The sequence below is a fragment of the Vampirovibrio chlorellavorus genome (genome assembly GCF_003149375.1).
In the GTDB taxonomy this organism is placed as follows: Bacteria; Cyanobacteriota; Vampirovibrionia; order Vampirovibrionales; family Vampirovibrionaceae; genus Vampirovibrio; species Vampirovibrio chlorellavorus_B.
This window is the reverse complement of the sequence record NZ_QFWH01000001.1, coordinates 1-18,002: the sequence shown is the minus strand read 5'-3', so window position 1 is coordinate 18,002 and position 18,002 is coordinate 1. Positions and strand designations below refer to the sequence as shown.

Below are 18,002 nucleotides of genomic sequence, written 5' to 3'. Positions count from 1 at the left end.
ATGGGACGGGTGGCCTAGCGAATGAACGGATTCATGGGTCGCTGAGCCAAAGCCGGGGAGGCAAACGGATTCAAGGCGGGCTGAAAAGGAATCGCCTGCTGACGGAAAGTCGGCGTCAGGGTGGGGGCTGGCAGCACCGGGGATTTTTCCACCGCTGGGGCAGGAGCCTGGGCTTTCATGGCCTGCTTTTTCTCAAACTGCCGTTTATTCCAAACCCCGTTAATCCACATGGGGAACCAGCCAATAAAGGCAATCAGTACGGCGAAACTCAGCATATCGGAGGGCAGACGGCGTACCTTGGCGTAATTTTCCAGTGCCCCTTTGGCTTGCCCCTGCAAGCGGGTGGCAATCTTCAGGATCTGCTTGGAACCGTCTTCTTTCCCCAGATTCAGGGCGTTTTCGACGCTCTTATCTACAAGATTAAACTTCTCAAACGTTTTTTCGGCTGCATCCAAGGCCGCTTTCTTGTTAATGTCCGCATCCGGCTTGGGCGCATGGGTTTTCACAAAGTTTTTAACACTCTGCTTCAATTGGTTTAAGGCGTCAGCGACCGGGGCCTTCGCGTATTTTTGCTTCAGTTCAACATTGTCTAGGGCATCAATGGTCTTTTGCAGGCCACCATCGTTCAGGGCATTAATGGCCTTTTGCAGGCCTTCGCCGTTGCCTTCTTTCACCACCTGCCACAGGGCTTGGGGGTTATCAATCTTGTAATTCCGAAAATCCGAGTAACTGAGCATGCCGCCCTCTTTGGGCTTCACCAGATTCACCCCGGTTTTGCTCTGGGTGAATTTGCTGACCCCATAAACCAAAGGGGCCAAGGCGAACACAAACAGGGTGATGGCGGTCAAATCCCGGCGCAACACATCGCCCATTTCCCGGAAGTCGTTGTTTTCCTTGCCCCGCTGGTAAGCCCGGTACAAGCGGGGGCCTACGGTACCGGGGTATAGCAGCAACAACAAGGGCAGACGGGGCGGCTCCGCCAGCAGGGCTTTAACAGGCCCCAAGGAAACACTGGTATATTGCGAAAAGTCGGATTTCAACTGATTGCCGATAAAGCGGCTGACTCTTTCTCCCAGTTTGGGGGTCAGGGCTTTTTCGGCCTTTTTCGGCAGATCATAAGTCCACTGGGCGGCCTGGTAAGCAAAAGGCTCACTGGCGCCAAAGCGAATCTGGCTCATGCTTGCCCCCCTTCAGTCCACTGTCTGGAGGTGGGGCTGGCATAGCCGCCGCGTTGCAGGCCCAACGGAGCAGTAAACGGGGAAACCCGCCCGTGGGTCAGGCTAGCCGGAGCCGCCGGGTTCAAGACGCTGGCTTGTCCCCAGCGTGAAAAAGCCGGTTCCCCACCAAAAGGCAAACCGGCTTGAAAAGGCATGACTGAAGGCTGCTGACAGCCAGGACGCTTGTTGTCGTGATGATGATTCTTGCGGGCAGCGGCTTCTTCTTCCTTCAGCAGGCGGGTGGCCTGATAGGTACCGTGATTTTGCGCCCAGAAGGCCAGCTTCACCAGATAGGCCGCAGTCAGAATGGTCACTCCTGCGCCCATCAACCACTTGTTGCGCATCAATTGCTTCCAGGTTTTTTCAGCAACATCGCCCGCCACGGTTTGGCCTTCTTTTTCCATGTTGGCCCACAGTTTGTTCAGGAAGCCCCCCACCCGGGAAACGTCGTTGCGAATTTCGGCGAAATTGCGCTGTTTCACCAGGCCGCTTTCCAGCTTATCCGGGCGATAGGTGAACCATGTTTTGCCGGTGTTGTTCAAAGGCGCTGTGTCCTCAATGACTCCACCCAACTGGGTATAAGCGTTTACGCGATACTCGCGGTTAAAGTCCCAGAGCTTGCTTTTCAGTTCCTTAAAAGCCTCTTCGCCTTTAGAGGACGGTTTCTCTTTGGTAACCAAGCGTTTAAACCCGTTAGACACTCGTGTGAAACCATTATTCTCGGCAAAGGCCACAGACTCATTCACCTCGGCGTTCACCCAGTCTCTAATCAGCCCCTGAATGTCTTTTGCCATCTTCTGAGCTTTTATTTTAGTTTCAGGCTTGACATGCGGTGCCTGCAAACCGTGATCGGCCACCTGCTCAATATCGGCAAATCCCTCACGCAGGTATTGTTTGGCCTCAGCAATCAACTCGGATTTATCAGTAAAAGTCTTTTTCCCCACACGAGCCTGCAACCCCTCGCCCAGACCCTTGATGCTCTCTGCCGACAGCTCCACAGAAGGATTCAGGGTGGCCCGGTTTAACATGTACGCCACAGCGGGTACCGCCAACAGGCCAGGGCCTGTAGCGATTTCTCGCTTGGTTCCCTCGTAAAAATTGACCCAGTTCAAGCCCTTCCAGTTCCCGGACAGCCAGGCCCCCACCTGCTCCCGGAAAGGCTTGTTTTTAACCGCCGGATCCTGACTGGGATCGTAGGAAACCTTGCCTTCCTGCAAGGAGGTCCACACCCGGGGCATCCACATCGCCACCATGTCCTGGGCCAAAAAGCCCCACAGGAAAACCTCGGTGATATTTTGAAAGGTATTGACCGAACCGTTCAGGAGGGCGCCCCCAAACTTCACGCCCGAAGCCGATCCGCTTTGGGTGGAAGGCGCCATTCTCCTGTCAGCGGCCTTTGGGCGCACGGCAGGGGGCAGGTGATGGGGAGGTTTGTAGCCTCCATGTCCAACCGGTTGGGTCATCGTTGAGAATTACACATCCACTTGGGAAAAATACTGACTGAAATCCGAGGTGAGTCTATAAAAGAGAGTCAACATGATCTGGTGCTAGCTTGTTAAGAAATGTGAATGAGGTTTTTTCGGTGGATGAACTGGTTTAATCTTAATCAGTCCAGGGTGATAAACCCCTATAAATGTAACACTTATTAACAAACTAACACGCATGTCCCTGCTTGGTTTTAATACCAGCGGATAGTGTTCTTTTAACTGTACGTAAGACTGATGGTAATGGAAGCAAAACCACTCACGCTATACTCCCATTCCAGCCGCCAGTACCGAAAGCCCAGTCAACCGTCCACGCCCAAATTCTCGGGGCTGGTTGATGGATTTTCCAACCTGATCGGTTTTGTTGACAGCAATCGGCTACTGGAGCTGATGGCCTCCGACGGGATTGGCATGATTGTGCCCCGTACCGCCCTGGCCTACCATAAGCGGGGAGCGGATGATGGGCGGGAAACCTTCCTGCGGGAATTTTCAGGATTGGTGGGAAATGTGCTTATTACCGGCTGGTTTGGCTGGGGCATGCTCAAGATGCTGGGCAACCGGGTGAATCGCTACAACCCGCATGGGCTTCCGCTGGACGCCCACATTAATGCCGCCAACCTGAACGCCTTTAACCAGCTTTATCAGTCCGCCCTGGCAAACAAGCTGAATGCCGGTGAAGCCCGTACAGCCTTTGTGAACACTGTTTTGGGCTCAATGGTGTCTGACAATCCCCAGTTTATGTGGGCCGCCCAGCGAGAGAGTCTGGAAAAAATTGAAGATCCTGAACAGCGCCTGAAATTTTTAAAGGAAAATTTAGCCAAGATATTGGGCCCAAAGGCCGCTGACGCAGAAATCGAAAAACTGGGTGGCACACTGACCAACGGCCAACTGGATACCTTGGGCAAGACATTGGAAGCCCGCAACGGGAAACTCTCCCCGGAAGCGTGTGAGGAGTTGGCCAAGTTCTTTGAGCCCAAGGGGGCCGTCCCTGACAAGCCTGATATGGGCACCCTGAAACTGGATGAGGCCGCTGAACAGCGGTTGAAGCAGTTTGCAGGGGATGATTCCGCCGATAGGCAGATGGCCAAAAAGCTGAAAGATGAAACCTACCATAAAAAAGCGCTGAAGCAGACCCGGTTTAAGCTCTATCAGGACTCTAGGCAAGGTACGGAAACCTTCGTGGAACTGGTGGACAAAAAAGCGCTGGATTATGGGGTCACCGGCACCATTCATATTGAAAAGGGCTCGGAGCGTTTGTCCGGCTTTCAGAATCGTAAAAACGTGCTGCGGGAACTGAAGTATTATCTGGAGCATTATATTGACCGGGCCACGCACGAATCGAAGGGTGATGTGGCGGTGCTGGAAAACAAACTGTTTGGGCGGGCCCAATCGGGCTTTTTACACCAGGTACTGCCCAAGGCGGAAGATGGCCTGATCACGGCTGCCGTCAAGCACAAGCATGCCCTCACCTGGATTCCGGTGGCTTTGTCCCTAGGGGCCGCGGGGCTTTTTACCTTTTATAATCAGTACATTACCGCCCAAAAGCATGGCGGGCGCATGTTCTTCCCCGGAGAAGGCAGTTTACCGGGTTTGACCGCTCATCAGAAATCCGCCTTGTTGCCGCCTCCCGCGCCGCCTCATCACAACTTCCGACCGACCGCCGGCTTTCAGCAGTCCTCCGTCAGTGGGGGGATTCTGGCATGATTCAGCAGACAGGTGCCCGCATTCACAATACCGCTTCCGATACCTTGATTAGCCCACATCCAGCGGTTCTCCGCAAGGCAGCCATTCCCAAGGTTCAATTTGGCAGTGCCGCGCCAACCGGCCTGAAGCAAGTGCCACCCAAAATCAGCAAGGCCTTGCAGTACTTTGACTTTCGGGATCTGGGCTTTTCCCACGTGGGGCAGATCCAGCTGGTGTACGCCGGTTGCATTTTGTGGCGACTGATTGCGGCCAACGAGCGGCGCAAAGCCAGCCCCTCCCAAAGCTGGAACGAAATCCGGGAAAGCGCCTTACGGGATTCCGTGGGTTACGCCTTCTGGTTTTTTGGCACCCCCACCCTTCAACGGCTCTACCTCAAGGTGTTTCCATCCCAGGAAATGGAAAAGGCCCTGATCCAGCCCAACCGAAACAATGAGACCGGGCTTTGGGCCACCCTTAAAAAGTGGAATCCCATTTCAGGCTATGCCATCCCCACCAGTGAACAGGTGCGGGACATGAAAACCCAGGCCATCGCCCGCCTGGAAAACGCCAGCATCGAAAAAAGCAGTGGCAATTTCCAGCGGGTGGAAAAATATTATAAAAAACTGTTACATCACCGGAACATGGCCACCGGTATGGGCTTACTTTCCACCATTGGTTTGTTGGGCATTGGCATCAACTATCTCAACTTTTATCTGACCCAGAAAAACGTCAGAGCGCGCGAAATGGCGCTGCAAAAACCTTCCTTTCCCCGTCCGCCCCAATTGCCCAGATTTCAGCCCATTGTGTCGGCTTCTCCTGTCCCGATGAATCAGGCGCCCAATGGTCTACCCCTGCAACAACACGGCTAGCAGCACAAGAGATCAAGGCGGTCAGGGTTTAATGACCGGCGCCGGGTTTGGGCTTGCTTCCGCTTGAAGGCAGGTTTTTCCCCTGAAAGATTTTCTGAAATGGCCCAGGAGACGACTCTCCCCCGAACAGGCCGGACAACTTTTCCCCCAGCGGCACTTTTTTTTCATCGGGGCGCTCCACGGAGACGGCGTACCAACGGCCCAACGTCTTGCGCAATTCCTCGGCATTGGCCATTTTTTCCAGCTTGCCATCCTGCACCAGTGAAACCGAGCCCGTTTCCTCGGAAATCACGATGCACCGGCTATCAGAAATTTCAGTCAGGCCAATGGCAGCCCGGTGCCGGGTGCCGTACTGCCAGCTCAGCTTGGGATCTTCCGTTAAAGGCAGCAGTACGCCTGCGGCTACTACCCGGTTATTGGTGCCAATCAGCACCGCGCCGTCGTGTAAGGGGGTGTTATGGTGAAAAATGGTCAGCATCAGCTCGGTACTGAGTTTGGCATCCAGGGCGGTGCCCATTTCCAGGTAATCGCCACCGTGGCTGTTGGGAGATTCCAGTACGATCAGGGCGCCCCGCTTGGCTTTGCTGAGAAAGCGCACCGTTTCGGTTAACTCGTGTATCAGGTATTCGGCCTTGGACTCTTCCGGAGACTGGGTGACTGAACTGCCGCCAAATAATTCGCCCTGCCCCAGAAACAGGAGCATGCGGCGCAATTCCGGCTGAAAAATAACAATCAGGCCGATAAAGAGGATTTGAATGGTGGCGGCAAAAATGTTTTCCAGCATGGGCATATGGAAAATGTTGGCCAGCCACCACATGCCCACAAACAGCATCAACATAATGAACAGCCCTTTCAAGAGCTGTTCGGCCTGGCTTTTGCGAATAAAACGAACGTAAACGTAATAGATAATCCCCGTCAGAATGGCGATTTGAGCCAGCACGTTGACCACAGGCAAGACGGCCTGTTGGTCAGGGGCCCACTGCTGGATTATCCATTCCATCATCTAAACTTACCAATGTTGCTAATTGAATAGGGTATTGGAAACCGTCGCTTGCAAAAGACCTAGGATCTAAACCCGACTCACCTGGAATACGGCCTGTTTGCAAAAAAGTTTCAGAGACGGGGTGTTTCCAGGCAAGCGATATTGATCCGCGCCCTGGATTCACCCGAGAGACACACCGTTTCAGAAAAAGCGCCCTTGACTGGTGGATCAAGAACACTTTTTTTTATTTTAACGCATATCGCATTGGCTTGCGATCCAGCACAGCAATTTTCCAGCATTCAGTCCAGCGCTTGGGGGCAAAAAGCGGAGTAGAGGGTCTGAATTGATAAAACGAGCCTTTAATTGGCTCGCTTAGGCCAAAGACGAGGAGGCTTCGCCCACCCGGCGCAGATGAGCGGGGATGAGATCCTGCTGAATGATGGTATCGTAGGTTTCCCGTTGAACCAGCACGTGTGCTTTGCCGTTCCCTACCAAAACCACCGCCGGACGGGGAAAGCGGTTGTAGTTGGAGGCCATGCTGTAGTTATAGGCGCCTGTGCCAAATACCACCAGCACATCGCCGTTCTCCAGGCGGGGTACTGGCAGGCCCTTGATCAAAATATCGCCGGATTCGCAGTATTTGCCTACAATGCTGACCGTTTCTTCTACAGGCGCGCCCACTTTATTGGCGACCAGCGCGGAATATTGTGCCTGATAGAGCGCCGGGCGGATGTTATCGCCCATGCCCCCATCCACGGCCACGTATTTACGCACGCCGGGCACATCTTTCATACTACCCACCGAATACAGGGTCAGGCCTGCAGTGGCAATCAGGCTGCGGCCCGGTTCCATCAGCAATCGGGGCAAGGGGTAGTTTAATCGCTTGGCATAGGCGGCCAGCTTTTCGGCGATGCGGGTCACCGCATCGGGCACCGCCGGAGGATCGTCCTGTCCGGTGTAGGTAATGCCCAGACCGCCCCCCAAATCAATGTCTTCCAGTACCAGCCCGCTGTACTGTTCCCGAATATTGTAGTAGATGTTCATCATGACTTCGATGAGGTCTTCATAGGGTCTGACCTCAAAGATTTGAGAGCCGATGTGCGCGTGCAGTCCCTTCAGGACAATGGTCTCCCGGAATTCTTCCAGAATGCGGTCAATGGCGACTGGTAACTGGCTTAAATCAAAGCCGAACTTGCTGTCCACATGGCCGGTTTTAATGTAATCGTGGGTGTGGCACTCAATACCGGGGGTAATGCGCAACAGGACATCCACTTTTTTACCCTTGGCGGCGGCAATTTTGTGAATCAGCTCCAGATCCTGGAAGTTATCAGCGGAAATGCGGCCGATTCCATGGTGAATGGCCAGCTCCAGCTCCTGGGCGGTTTTGTTGTTGCCGTTAAACAGCACCCGCTCCATGGGGAAACCGGCCTGAATGGCCGTGTACAACTCTCCACCAGATACCACGTCCAGCCCCATGCCGCACTGCTCCATCAGTTTGACCAGTCCCATGTTCATGTTGGCCTTGCAGGCGTAAAGCGGCAAACTGGCGGCGGGATAAGCGGCAGCCAGCGTTTGGGTATAGGCTTTGGCGGCGGCCCGAATGGTGGTTTCATCCAGTACGAACAAGGGGGTGCCATGGGTGCGGGCCAGTTCCACCAGATTGACCCCGCCCACCAGCGGTTGATTGTTGTCATCCAGCGTGTAGGAAATGGGTTTCAGGGAGGTGTTGGGCGCCGGTTGCTCCAGCTCGCCGGGGAAGAATGCGCTGCTCATGTGCAATCCTTTTTGGGTGAAAGGGGGAAAGTGCTTTCATTATGCCCTATGAGGATGGGCTTGTAAATTTGGGGCCGATCCTTAGAAGAAGGGCCGGGGAGGAAGCGCATCAAATGCGAAAGCCGGATGCGGTCTACTGGGGAAATCGTAAAGCTCCTTCGCTGGGCATCTTTCAAATCGGATGCCAGAGTGGTTTGAGCCTAAATTCAATTCTCCCTCAACTCCGTCCCCATTGTTTTCTGCCGGACGTGAAACGATACGCCAGACAAAATCAAGCCCCTACTACTAGAGGAGGAACCAATGCGCTTTGCACCCAGATATAGAATAAATCCGCCCAGTGTCCTATACGCCTCAGCAGAGGAGGAAGGCTGTGGTATTGACCCCAGAACCGGCGAATATACCTGCACTGCCCGGGCTGAAAGATCTCCAGACCCAGAACCCGATCCAAATCCAGACCCGGAGCCGGAACCGGAATCTGACCCTGAATCAGCGGCACAGATCGATAAGACCTTTGTGGTGGCGCTATTTAGTATGCTGGCGGATACCATTGCCAGTGCCTTAACCAGGCCCTTAACCTTCGCCAACGAGGAACCGTTGACACTACCCGCCAGGCCCAGGCCGCCTTTGCCTGTTGTGGAACCACTGCCTTTACGGGCCATTCCAGAGGCGGCCCCTTTGCCATCCGCCCGGTTAAACCCCATGGTGGGGGATAGGCTACAAACACTGAGAAACCAGGTACAAGTTCAACTACAAGAAAGATGGCAGGCCAACCAGCAAGCGACCCAAAAGGGTGAAGCGATCGCAAAGGGAATCGTTGAAGCAAGCCAGCAGCCTCCATTACCCATCAACGACTGGCCAAGCAGTTCGCCATCGTCAGTGGCTTACAGTTCGCCGGAACCAGCCTCAAATTCTCTAGTGGCTCAAGCCTTTCAGAATTTATTCAACCCGTCAGTCCAACAATTCATCGGTCCGATTCAGGAAGATTCCGGCTGGATTCAAGCCAATATCGCCCACGCCAGCAAGCCCGTCGGGTTTCAGGAGCAACTACAGGCTACGCAAAATGCTGTTTGGAAACGCCAGCAAGTGGAGGCTCAGCAGGCTTATTACCAAGCGCAAATTGAACTAGCCCAGGCCCAAAGGCGAGCAATTGAACTTCAGAATTGGGCGAACGAACAGGCAACTCAAAGACAGGCACGGCTTATCGCCTCTTCTGGTGAAATAGTAACGGATGTGCCTGATAATTTAATCGCGGAATCCGGTAGTGTTTCCTTGCGTTACAAACCACCCAAATCTGGAGAAAAAGCGATTGGCCCCAAGTCCAACTTCCCGCCAAAGCCAATTTATTTTAACAATGACCAAGAGTTAAGCGACAAGATTTGGTACCATTTTCTCAATGGTGAAGGACAGCCTGTGGAAATCAACCTGGCCAAACTGGATTTCTCTAACGACATCAATATGCCCAAGTTATTTTCCGCCCAGCTTCGACAATTTTTATCCAATCCCGATAACTTAAAACGTAAGGACCGCAAGGCCATCATTGAGCGCTTGTCCGGTAAAAAGCTGGAGGATGGTTTTCCGGTAAGCAACGGGAAAGTGGCTTATCTCACTTTCAAAGATGTTTTTACCGACGTTGAACCCAATTTAGATAAAACTATTCTTCCAGGTAAATTCGCAGCATTTGGCAGAATGCTTTTAAATGTCAAAAATCCAGAGCTCCTGATTGATTATTCAAAACAAATAGTAACTCTGCAAGCCAGAATTTATCCAATTGGCAAAAAAGGGGAGCTTGATCGATTTGACTTTGATAACGATCCCCGAAGAGGAATAAAATGGAATTTGGGTACAGAGATCGTCCATAGAACAGCCCCACCAGGCAGCACCAGCTATAACATATATGGAAGGGGAAGCGGCCTTTATAAGAAGACATATAAGATTCAGGACTTTATTATCAAATAACATTCAGTCCGGCTGTTTTTTTAACCATTTCATTCGTTCTGTTTGACTTTCTCCAGTGACATAAAGACCTGAATCTTCATTCCCTGTCCAGTCATCATAACAAAAAAAATGAGTTGGGTGCTTATAACAAACAATATAAGCTGGAAAAGCGCCCCCCAAAACCTCCTTAAAATACGGCCCCCGGAATTCATATACTGGTACGCTATGTGAATCCGCATAGCGTACCAGCCTCGTTAGGGCTCTTCCCGCCGCCTTGTCTTTGGTGTAATCGGCAGGATCTTCACTATCCCACAGGTGGGCGCAGCCTTGTAAAAATACAAACCCACTCAGCAGTAAAATACATTTTTTCATACAGCTTATCTCTTTTGTTTTACAGAATTAATCCGGCTGACTTTTTGACCATTTTAACCAGGTTGTTTTTCAAGCCATAAATTTCTATCGTCCTTTGGTACTCCTCGTTTATAAAGACCTGAATCCTCAATACCAGTCAAATGATCGTGGCAATAGTAATATGAATTTGGTATTTTAAAGCACACTCGGTAAGTTGGAAAATCGCCGCCTAAACTCTCCATAAAATACGGCCCTCGAAACTGATACACTGGTACGTGATGCAGATCCGCATAGCGTACCAGTTTTTCCATCGCAGCACCCGCCGCCTTGTCCCGCGTGTAATGAGCTGGATTCTCATCTTCCCAAAAGTTAGCGCAGCCTTGTAAAAAGATGAATCCACTCAGCAACAAAACACATCTTTTCATCCTGTACGTCCTTTACTCTCCGTGAAACCTATCTTCCCAACTTTGCACTCAATTGAACCGGATAAATGTTCGGCTTTTCAAAATGGTTGCAATGGATAACCACGCTTTTATCAAAATCCTGACGCAAAATCTTGACGCCGCAAGGATTTTTTACCCCCTACTCTCGCAGCAGTAAAGGCTGAAACACCCGCCACATCAAAGCCAACGACCGAGGCTCGTGGTACTTTGGCAAGCCAAAAGATCGATGGGCTCAGTTCCCCAATACAGGCCTTTTCCCGAATGCCGGTTTTTGCTTTGCCCCTCGAAACCTGGAAACCCTTGGGAGAGAATGGTGGGCGATACTGGACTCGAACCAGTGACCTCCACAATGTCAATGTGGCAGAGGCTAATAATATCAGAAATCCTCAATTAGTATCCATTTGATGTGGAGCGGGTTTTGGCATATTCTTGTGGTTGGTATTGATGGGCTGTTTTTGATGAGAATTGTCCTGAAGTGTCCCATGAGTGTCCCACGGGACAGTGAACGAGGTCTTGTAATGCCATCCTTCGAAACACGCATAGATAAAAATGGAAAGGTGTCTCATCGGGCAAAAATCCGCTTGACAGGATTCCCGGCGCAATCGGCTACCTTTGAACGCAAGACAGACGCAAAGCTTTGGGCGCAAAAGACAGAGGCGGCAATAAGAGAAGGGCGATATTTTAAGTCCTCCGAGTCGAGCAAGCGGACCTTAGGGCAGCTAATCGACAAATACATCCAGGTGAAGTTGCCATTACGGGGCAGGGATAAAGAAACCGTTGGTCCACAGCTACGATGGTGGAAGTCGCAACTGGGTGTTTATTTACTGAAGGATGTCACTCCTCCCTTAATAGTTGAACAGAAAGATAGGTTATTACAGGAGCCTATGCTTAAGAAGGGACAGAAAACGCCTCGGCAATTATCTAATGCAACGGTAATACGCTATCTGGCCTCATTGAGCGTTTGTTTTAGTTATGCCGTGGAAGACTTGGGTTGGCTTGACTCTAATCCAATTAAAGAAATTAAGAAGCCTCAGCCTGAAAGAGGGCGAGTACGCTTTCTTTCGGATGTCGAGCAGGAAAGACTATTAATCGCCTGCCAAAGCAGTAAGTGCCCATATCTATACACAGTTGTAATGTTAGCTTTGCTGACAGGAGCTCGTTATGGTGAAATTATGGGCTTAAGATGGCAAGACATTGATTTTGAACGTAAAACCTTGTTATTTGAGAAAACAAAAAATGGAGAGCGCCGGAGTGTTGCGATTGTTCCACTGGCCTCTCAACTTCTTGAGGCTTTAAGTAAAGCACGACGCATAGACTCTCCCTACGTCTTTGCTCGAGATGATGGCAAGCAGCCTAAAGACATTCGTAAGCAATGGGAAAAAGCGGTTAAAGAAGCCAATTTGGCGGATTTTCGGATTCATGACTTACGACATACGGCGGCTTCTTACTTAGCCATGACTGGTGCCAGTATGCTTGAAATTGCCGATATACTCGGCCATAAGACTCTTTCAATGGTGAAGCGGTATAGTCACTTGAATGACAGTCATACAGCAGGCGTCTTAAAGAAGATGGCCGAACACCGGTTTGGTAAAAGCTTTGAATAGGAGTGTCGCATCAATGCCGAAAGCCATAAGGTGTAAAATTGCGGAAGTGGAGGCTGTTCTAAAACGTGCACAGATAGATCACTTAATACGCAGTTGGGGAGCCCGGATTGAAGGCGATGAGTTTTTTTATATCGAATTGTCTCAAGTTGGAGTACTTTGGCAGCAAGCGGGTTATTTCGCTGGGGAGGACCCGAATTCTGAAATTGAGAGGGCGGACCAAAGCCCTTTGTGGGCACTCTCCGTAGGGCTGCGAAAGCTTATGGGCTATAAAACATATAGAGAGACTTTAGAGCCATTTATGCCATCGGAGGACCTTGTAAATGATGAGGGTATTCTGGTTAGGTTTGCGCAAAGAAAAGGGTTTACACAACTTGAGATAAAGCGTGTTTTGGAAGTTTGGACAGAGTTCAATGGTAAAGCTACTTTTAAAGAGTTGGCAGAAATATGGCAGATGAATGAAGAGTCTGCTCGTAAAACAATCGGCCGGATGAAGAAAAAGCTAGGTAAGCCAAAAAAGCTTTGGAGCATTCGGATTATTCAAAGCGCTGTAGAACTCCAAAAGGTTACGTAAGAACGATGTGGGGTTTGCGGATAAGCCCATTTCTAAAAATTGTCTAAGGTCTGTCTCAAAGTTGTCCTACGTTATTGCAAGGGTTTTTGGATGCCTGGCAGCCTGAATCCTTTGATTGGCCTGCTTTTTGGCTCTGTCTTTAAATCGTCTCAGAACTGTCCGGGCATCGGACAGTTTTTACCCTCATGATGCACCTGTTAAAAATAAACAGGAATCAACAACATGCATCAAATCTTCTCAATTCCGAATGAGCTTGTTCCCTTGAGCAAGATGGATCAATTTCAACATGTGCTGAGTGTGCCAGCGATTCGTTGGCACAGGTTCAGGAATACTAATGGTTTCAATGAAAGAGTCTGTCGCAAATTTGGGCGAAAAGTCCTTGTACACCTGCCTTCTTTTTTTGAATGGCTGCAAGGTGAAGGTTTCTCGGCTCACCCTCAAGCAGAAGGGGAAGGCAATGAGTAATATAGAAAAAGCAAGTCTTGATAACGAGGCTTATGAAGCCTCTAAACAGGTGATTGACGCTTCCTTGGACTCTTTGAACGCAAAGGATTTCTTTCACCTTCGTTTAGCGGACGCTATTGAGGAGTCGGCTAGGTTGAAAGGTGCCCCCGTGGAATGGTTCATCACTATTCTACTGCCCGTCTTTTGTAGTCTGATTGGGCAATGTTCCATTGCGGCAGCTCCCACGTATTTTCAGCCGTTTGTTCTTTTTTCTTTGATTCTGGCAGGAACCGGAACGGGTAAGAGCCCTGTTATGAAAGAATGTGTCTCTCCATTGTCTCGCATTCAGAAACAGAGTTATGAGCGGTATCTGGAGGCCAAGCGAGCTTATGATGACTTGTCGGCCGAGGATAAGGCCTCTGCTCATTGTCCAGAGCAGCACCTTTTTCTGGTTGAGCAATTTACGATTGAGTCTTTAGGGCTCCTTAAGAATCCCAATGGCGGTTTGTTGGTCCGTAGTAACGAGGCGGAAAATCATTTCAAAATGATGGGCGCTTATAAAAAAGGGGCTAGCCAAGGTGCGGACCCTCTCTACTGGAACCTGCTGCATGATGGTGAGTCCATAACGACCACCCGTGTTAATGAGGTGCGCCGGATATCGGAGCCTCGTATTTCCTATGTGGGAGCAGGGCATCCTGATGCTACTCCGGCTGCGATGAAACGTATCCTAGGGGAGGAGCAGGATAGTGATATTCGAGGTTTCTTCGCCCGTTATTTGATTTGCGCCAAGCCCACTGGGCTGAGTCAATTAAGCATTGAGGTGCCCGATTGCGCCCTTGATGATTTACTCATGACTCTTTGCTCTGCGTTGGTTAGCCGTCCCATTGGCTACCTGTCAGAGCAAAGAGCCCACGATGACAATCGATACTTGCGTTTCAGTCCTGGGGCACAAAAGCGCCTTGTCGCCTTTAGGAATGAGGTAAATCAACTGATTCAAAGCGCCAATGAGGACTCAGTGCGAGCTATTTATCCCAAGATGGAGGCTAACGCAATTCGGATTGCTGGAGTGCTTCATGTAGTCAACAGTTTTCTGACGGACTTGGAGAATCCAGAAGTGCCTGTATCGATTGATGAGGCAACCTTTGAGGCGGCCTTGAAACTTGCCAGGTACTACGCAAGGCAGTCTGAAGCGCTCTTCCGGCTGAACTGTAAAGGGGAGCATGATCCTGTCGCCGCAAAAGTGAGAGCGTTTATTTCGAAGAAAGGAAAGCAAGGGGCTATTCATCGAGATATTCAGCAAGGCACCAAATATAAGCAGGAACAGATTCGACCCGCAATTGCCCAGTTATTAGACGCTGCCTTGATTCAAGAAGTAGAAGGGCGGTTTTATAACCCTAGCGATGCGCCTCTGGTTGAAACTGTTGAAGAGATGTTGAATGAGTTTTCAACGCCAGAAAGGCCGGTGCTTGAAGAGGTTGAGCCTGATGTTGATGAAGTTGACCCGGTTTCACAAAACACCTTCCAGATAGTTGATATTTCCTTTGTAGAGGAGGACAACGATCAACAATTCAACGATGAGTCTGAATGCCTTATCAGTTAAAGGGCTTGGTCTGTTGGAGGCCCAATCAACACTTTCCAACAAGATCAACACCTTTTGCGTTGCTCCCTATTTTGGGGAGCTTTCGCTTTGCTTATGGTCGGTTAGTCCAAAATAGCTTTGAGTAGTCTTTACATTGATGTTCTGTTTTTTTGTGTTGCCGTATTTGCCACAATGATTCCGTTATTTCAGGTCTGTAAACCGCTCTCGGCTTTTTTAGATGAATCCGAGCGTTGGAAGCGGAGAGCAAGCGAGCCCACTTCAAGACAGTGGTAGGTGACAGGTTAAGTCGTTTGGAAATCTGATTGGAGCTCAATCCCTGTTCATATAAATCAGCGGCCTTGTAGAGGCAATCAGCAGGCTTATGCCGAAGCCGGGAAAGTGTATAAGCATAAGCGCAGGCTTGGCACTTCCAGCGCTGGCGGCCTAGAGCGTGGCCGTACTTGTAGGGGGAGGGCTTTTTACAGCGGGGGCAATTGGGTCTCATGCCTTTATTCTAAGGTGAGAGGCACTGGAAGAAAAGCGGGTTGGGGTTTAATTTCATTAGTGGTGGAAAAAACAAGTTTTTAGGATTTAAGGGTGGGGAGGCAGTCTGTAAATTGGCCCATTCTAGTTGGCTCACACCTGTTTTCCCGCCATGGCCTTTATGCAAACCTTTATTGGCCCATTTGGTGTAAGCGAGCTAAAAGTTCTTCTTTATTCAAGTTTTCAAAAACACAGGCCAGCATAGCCTCTTTTTCATCTGGGTTTGTCAGGAAAAGTTCTTCGTAAAAAGTCTTTCTGAGTTCAGGGTAGGGTATTTCAAAAAATGCGGCTAATTGTTTTATTTTGCTTGGTGATGGCACGTTTTCGCCAGATTCATACCGACTGATTGTAAACCGGGGAATGCCGCTGCCCTTCTCTACATCCATTAGAGAAAGGTTGCCTCTTAGTTCTTTTAAGCGGTCTCCCAAACGGGACATTTGACAAGCTCCGGCTGAAGTGATAACTTCAACTTGTCACGAGGTGCGTGACGCAATCATTTGACTTGAACCGCCTGAATTTATAGGCGGAGCAACCGCTTATAATACCACGCCCGGAATGGGTTGTCGTTGTGTTGCCCCGATAAAAACCATTGAGCCCAAGTTTCTTATGGGCTTCTCAATTACTGCCGCTTTGAAGGAATAGGTCCATGGCTAGCTCACAGGAGCGCTCTGAATTAGAGCGTCGCTTTGAAATTCTTTTCTCTCAGGTTTTCCGGTGTGACTGGCGGGAGTACCTGAGCGCTCAGTATGAAGTCCAGGCGGATGGTCAAACCTACTATATTGACTACGTTTACCAAGGGCCGAACCAAAAAATCGGGATTGAGCTGGATGGGCGAGAAAAGTTTTTTCGCTATAAGCATGTCTTCTCCAATTTTTTCCAGCGCCAGAACGCTATCCAGCTAGCGGGAGTCCGTATTTATCGGTTTAGCTGGGCTGATGTTGTGGAACAAGGGGGCTGGCGAGCCCGAAAGCAGTTGCTGCAAATATTTAAAAGCGAAATTTCCAAGCATTCCCAGAGCTCCAATAGCGCACCCCTTTTGTTACCCGCTAGAGTGTCTGGGCAAAGCTATCATCCACAACCCATGCCATCTCAGGCTTTTAAATCTTATACAGAAGCGGAAGTCATTGATTACCAGCCATGGCCGCCCGAACAGAAACTGACGGGTTTCCAGTGGGGTGTGCTTGCCTTGCTAAGCATTGGCACTTTGTTTCTGGTGATAAATGCCCTACGCCCTTCAGCGCCTCCAGAAGAGGCGAAAATGCCAGAGCCTATATCAACCAGTGCGCCAGCCCAAACAGAGCCTTTGCGGATCAGCCAGCCCTCACAGGCTCAATCCTCATTCAGCCACCAGCCTCCTCGGGTTGCCAAGTCATCGCCTATCCACACCGTTCCTCAAGCTAAAGCGCAAAAGCCGGTTACTCATCCCGTTGGAGTGACACCTCCCTCCAAATCTCCAATCTTGCCTCCTTCGTTAAATCAGACGGAGCCTCAGCCTGTCCAAATTGTGTCAGAGCCCATAGAGGCAAAGCCTGCCACTGCCACTTCTTCTGCCAGCGTGTCTACGCCAGATGAAATCGTGGCCTTTAATCAGCAGAGTGGTATTTACCATAAGCCCAATAGCTACTGGGCGAACAAGTGTACCCGTAATTGTATCTATATCCCTAAGAGCCAAGCCATTCAGATGGGCGGACGGCCCAGCCGGTCTGAATGATGAAGGCTTTGTTCTCCCTTTTGCTCTTTCTGGCTTTTGCTTCTCCTGCCATGGCCGAGCGGTTTGTCTCTTGCCATGATGGGGATACTTGCACTTTGGAAAGCGGTTTAAGAGTCCGGTTCGCAGGGATTGACGCTCCTGAAATAGGCCAACCCTTTGCGCTGGAAGCAAGAGATTATCTGACTCAGATGGTGGAAGGTCGAGAATCCCGGCTGGACTGTAGTGGCTGGAGCTATAAGCGTCGAGTCTGTGATGTCTTTGTCAACGGCATGGACGTTCAGAAGGAACTGGTCGGCTGGGGACTGGCTTATGACTATGAGAAATACTCTGGCGGTCGATACCAAAACGCACAAGCTTTTGCCCAAAAGATGGGCCGAGGGGTATGGTCATTTCCTGATGGCGGGTTCCGTCCTTGGGATTACCGCAGGCGTAAGTAGTGAATAGGCTTAAAGTTTAGCGATAAGCGCAAATCAGGCTGCGACAAATCTTGCTCCCTAAACAGAAGAAGCGGCGTGAGCCGCCGGTCTTCTCCGAAGGAGTCCTGAGTAGCCGAAAGGACGGATGAGGACAGGGGGGCGTCGCATTTGGCTTGCGTAAATTTTGTCCACTCTTGCTAATAGGGTGCAATGGCAAGAACAAGTCTTAAACGGGTATAGATGGTTGAGACTGCGCAACAGTATTGGACTGTAGTTCGAGCCAATACGGTAACTTTGGGTTAGAATTCCAGGGTTTAGAAGAGGATAGAGTATGCCTTGGAAGCCCTTGAGTGACGAGCAATGGGAACTGATTGAGCCAGTGATTCCCAAGCAGCGG

General features: G+C 50.4%; 16 protein-coding genes. 8 read left to right on the top strand and 8 right to left on the bottom strand.

Annotated features, from left to right (window positions below; all coding sequences use genetic code 11):
* Positions 1-14 precede the first annotated feature (14 nt).
* Complete coding sequence (locus tag DF283_RS00075; protein ID WP_303672537.1) at positions 15-1,178, bottom strand: hypothetical protein; 1,164 nt, start codon at positions 1,176-1,178, stop codon at positions 15-17.
* Positions 1,175-2,596 carry a hypothetical protein gene (locus DF283_RS00070; protein WP_303672535.1) on the bottom strand — a complete coding sequence of 474 codons (1,422 nt, stop codon included), beginning with the start codon at positions 2,594-2,596 and terminating at the stop codon, positions 1,175-1,177. The genes DF283_RS00075 and DF283_RS00070 overlap by 4 nt, the downstream gene beginning before the upstream one ends.
* A 348-nt stretch (positions 2,597-2,944) precedes the next feature.
* Between DF283_RS00070 and DF283_RS00065 the strand changes: the two genes are divergently transcribed.
* On the top strand, positions 2,945-4,405 hold the full coding sequence (locus DF283_RS00065; protein WP_303672534.1) for a hypothetical protein: 1,461 nt from the start codon (positions 2,945-2,947) through the stop codon (positions 4,403-4,405).
* Positions 4,402-5,253 (top strand): hypothetical protein, encoded by an 852-nt coding sequence (locus DF283_RS00060; protein ID WP_303672532.1) that lies wholly within the window; start codon positions 4,402-4,404, stop codon positions 5,251-5,253. Before DF283_RS00065 ends, DF283_RS00060 begins: the two co-directional genes overlap by 4 nt.
* 28 nt (positions 5,254-5,281) lie before the next feature.
* Here DF283_RS00060 and cdaA read toward each other — a convergent pair whose 3' ends face one another.
* Both cdaA and lysA read right to left on the bottom strand, forming a co-directional pair.
* A complete protein-coding gene (cdaA, locus tag DF283_RS00055; RefSeq protein WP_303672530.1) occupies positions 5,282-6,256 on the bottom strand; it encodes a diadenylate cyclase CdaA in 975 nt (324 codons plus the stop codon).
* Positions 6,257-6,607: 351 nt separating this feature from the next.
* Positions 6,608-8,008, bottom strand: a complete 1,401-nt coding sequence (gene lysA, locus DF283_RS00050; RefSeq protein WP_303672528.1) for a diaminopimelate decarboxylase — start codon at positions 8,006-8,008, stop codon at positions 6,608-6,610.
* A 300-nt stretch (positions 8,009-8,308) separates the two neighbouring features.
* Here lysA and DF283_RS00045 point away from each other — a divergent pair, with 300 nt between their 5' ends.
* Positions 8,309-9,964: a DNA-binding protein gene (locus DF283_RS00045; RefSeq protein WP_303672526.1), complete on the top strand. Its 1,656-nt coding sequence runs from the start codon at positions 8,309-8,311 to the stop codon at positions 9,962-9,964.
* 3 nt (positions 9,965-9,967) lie between these two features.
* Here the strand turns inward: DF283_RS00045 and DF283_RS00040 are convergent, their stop codons facing one another.
* Both DF283_RS00040 and DF283_RS00035 read right to left on the bottom strand, forming a co-directional pair.
* Positions 9,968-10,315 (bottom strand): hypothetical protein, encoded by a 348-nt coding sequence (locus DF283_RS00040; protein ID WP_303672524.1) that lies wholly within the window; start codon positions 10,313-10,315, stop codon positions 9,968-9,970.
* A 53-nt stretch (positions 10,316-10,368) separates the two neighbouring features.
* Positions 10,369-10,719: a hypothetical protein gene (locus DF283_RS00035; RefSeq protein WP_303672522.1), complete on the bottom strand. Its 351-nt coding sequence runs from the start codon at positions 10,717-10,719 to the stop codon at positions 10,369-10,371.
* Positions 10,720-11,255: 536 nt separating this feature from the next.
* On the opposite strand from DF283_RS00035, the gene DF283_RS00030 reads away from it, so the two are divergent.
* From DF283_RS00030 to DF283_RS00020, 3 genes are all read left to right on the top strand, one after another.
* On the top strand, positions 11,256-12,341 hold the full coding sequence (locus DF283_RS00030; protein WP_303672521.1) for a tyrosine-type recombinase/integrase: 1,086 nt from the start codon (positions 11,256-11,258) through the stop codon (positions 12,339-12,341).
* A gap of 13 nt (positions 12,342-12,354) precedes the next feature.
* Positions 12,355-12,912: a hypothetical protein gene (locus tag DF283_RS00025; protein WP_303672520.1), complete on the top strand. Its 558-nt coding sequence runs from the start codon at positions 12,355-12,357 to the stop codon at positions 12,910-12,912.
* Positions 12,913-13,255: 343 nt separating this feature from the next.
* A complete protein-coding gene (locus DF283_RS00020; protein WP_303672519.1) occupies positions 13,256-14,956 on the top strand; it encodes a DUF3987 domain-containing protein in 1,701 nt (566 codons plus the stop codon).
* A 91-nt stretch (positions 14,957-15,047) separates the two neighbouring features.
* Here the strand turns inward: DF283_RS00020 and DF283_RS12775 are convergent, their stop codons facing one another.
* Together DF283_RS12775 and DF283_RS00015 are read right to left on the bottom strand one after the other, a co-directional pair.
* Entirely contained in the window at positions 15,048-15,440 is a 393-nt protein-coding gene (locus tag DF283_RS12775; protein ID WP_443082975.1) for a transposase, read from the bottom strand.
* 169 nt (positions 15,441-15,609) lie between these two features.
* Positions 15,610-15,915: a helix-turn-helix domain-containing protein gene (locus DF283_RS00015; RefSeq protein ID WP_303672518.1), complete on the bottom strand. Its 306-nt coding sequence runs from the start codon at positions 15,913-15,915 to the stop codon at positions 15,610-15,612.
* A gap of 209 nt (positions 15,916-16,124) precedes the next feature.
* On the opposite strand from DF283_RS00015, the gene DF283_RS00010 reads away from it, so the two are divergent.
* Together DF283_RS00010 and DF283_RS00005 are read left to right on the top strand one after the other, a co-directional pair.
* On the top strand, positions 16,125-17,189 hold the full coding sequence (locus DF283_RS00010) for a hypothetical protein (RefSeq protein ID WP_303672517.1): 1,065 nt from the start codon (positions 16,125-16,127) through the stop codon (positions 17,187-17,189).
* Positions 17,186-17,626, top strand: a complete 441-nt coding sequence (locus DF283_RS00005; protein WP_303672516.1) for a thermonuclease family protein — start codon at positions 17,186-17,188, stop codon at positions 17,624-17,626. The genes DF283_RS00010 and DF283_RS00005 overlap by 4 nt, the downstream gene beginning before the upstream one ends.
* The last annotated feature ends 376 nt before the right edge of the window (positions 17,627-18,002 follow it).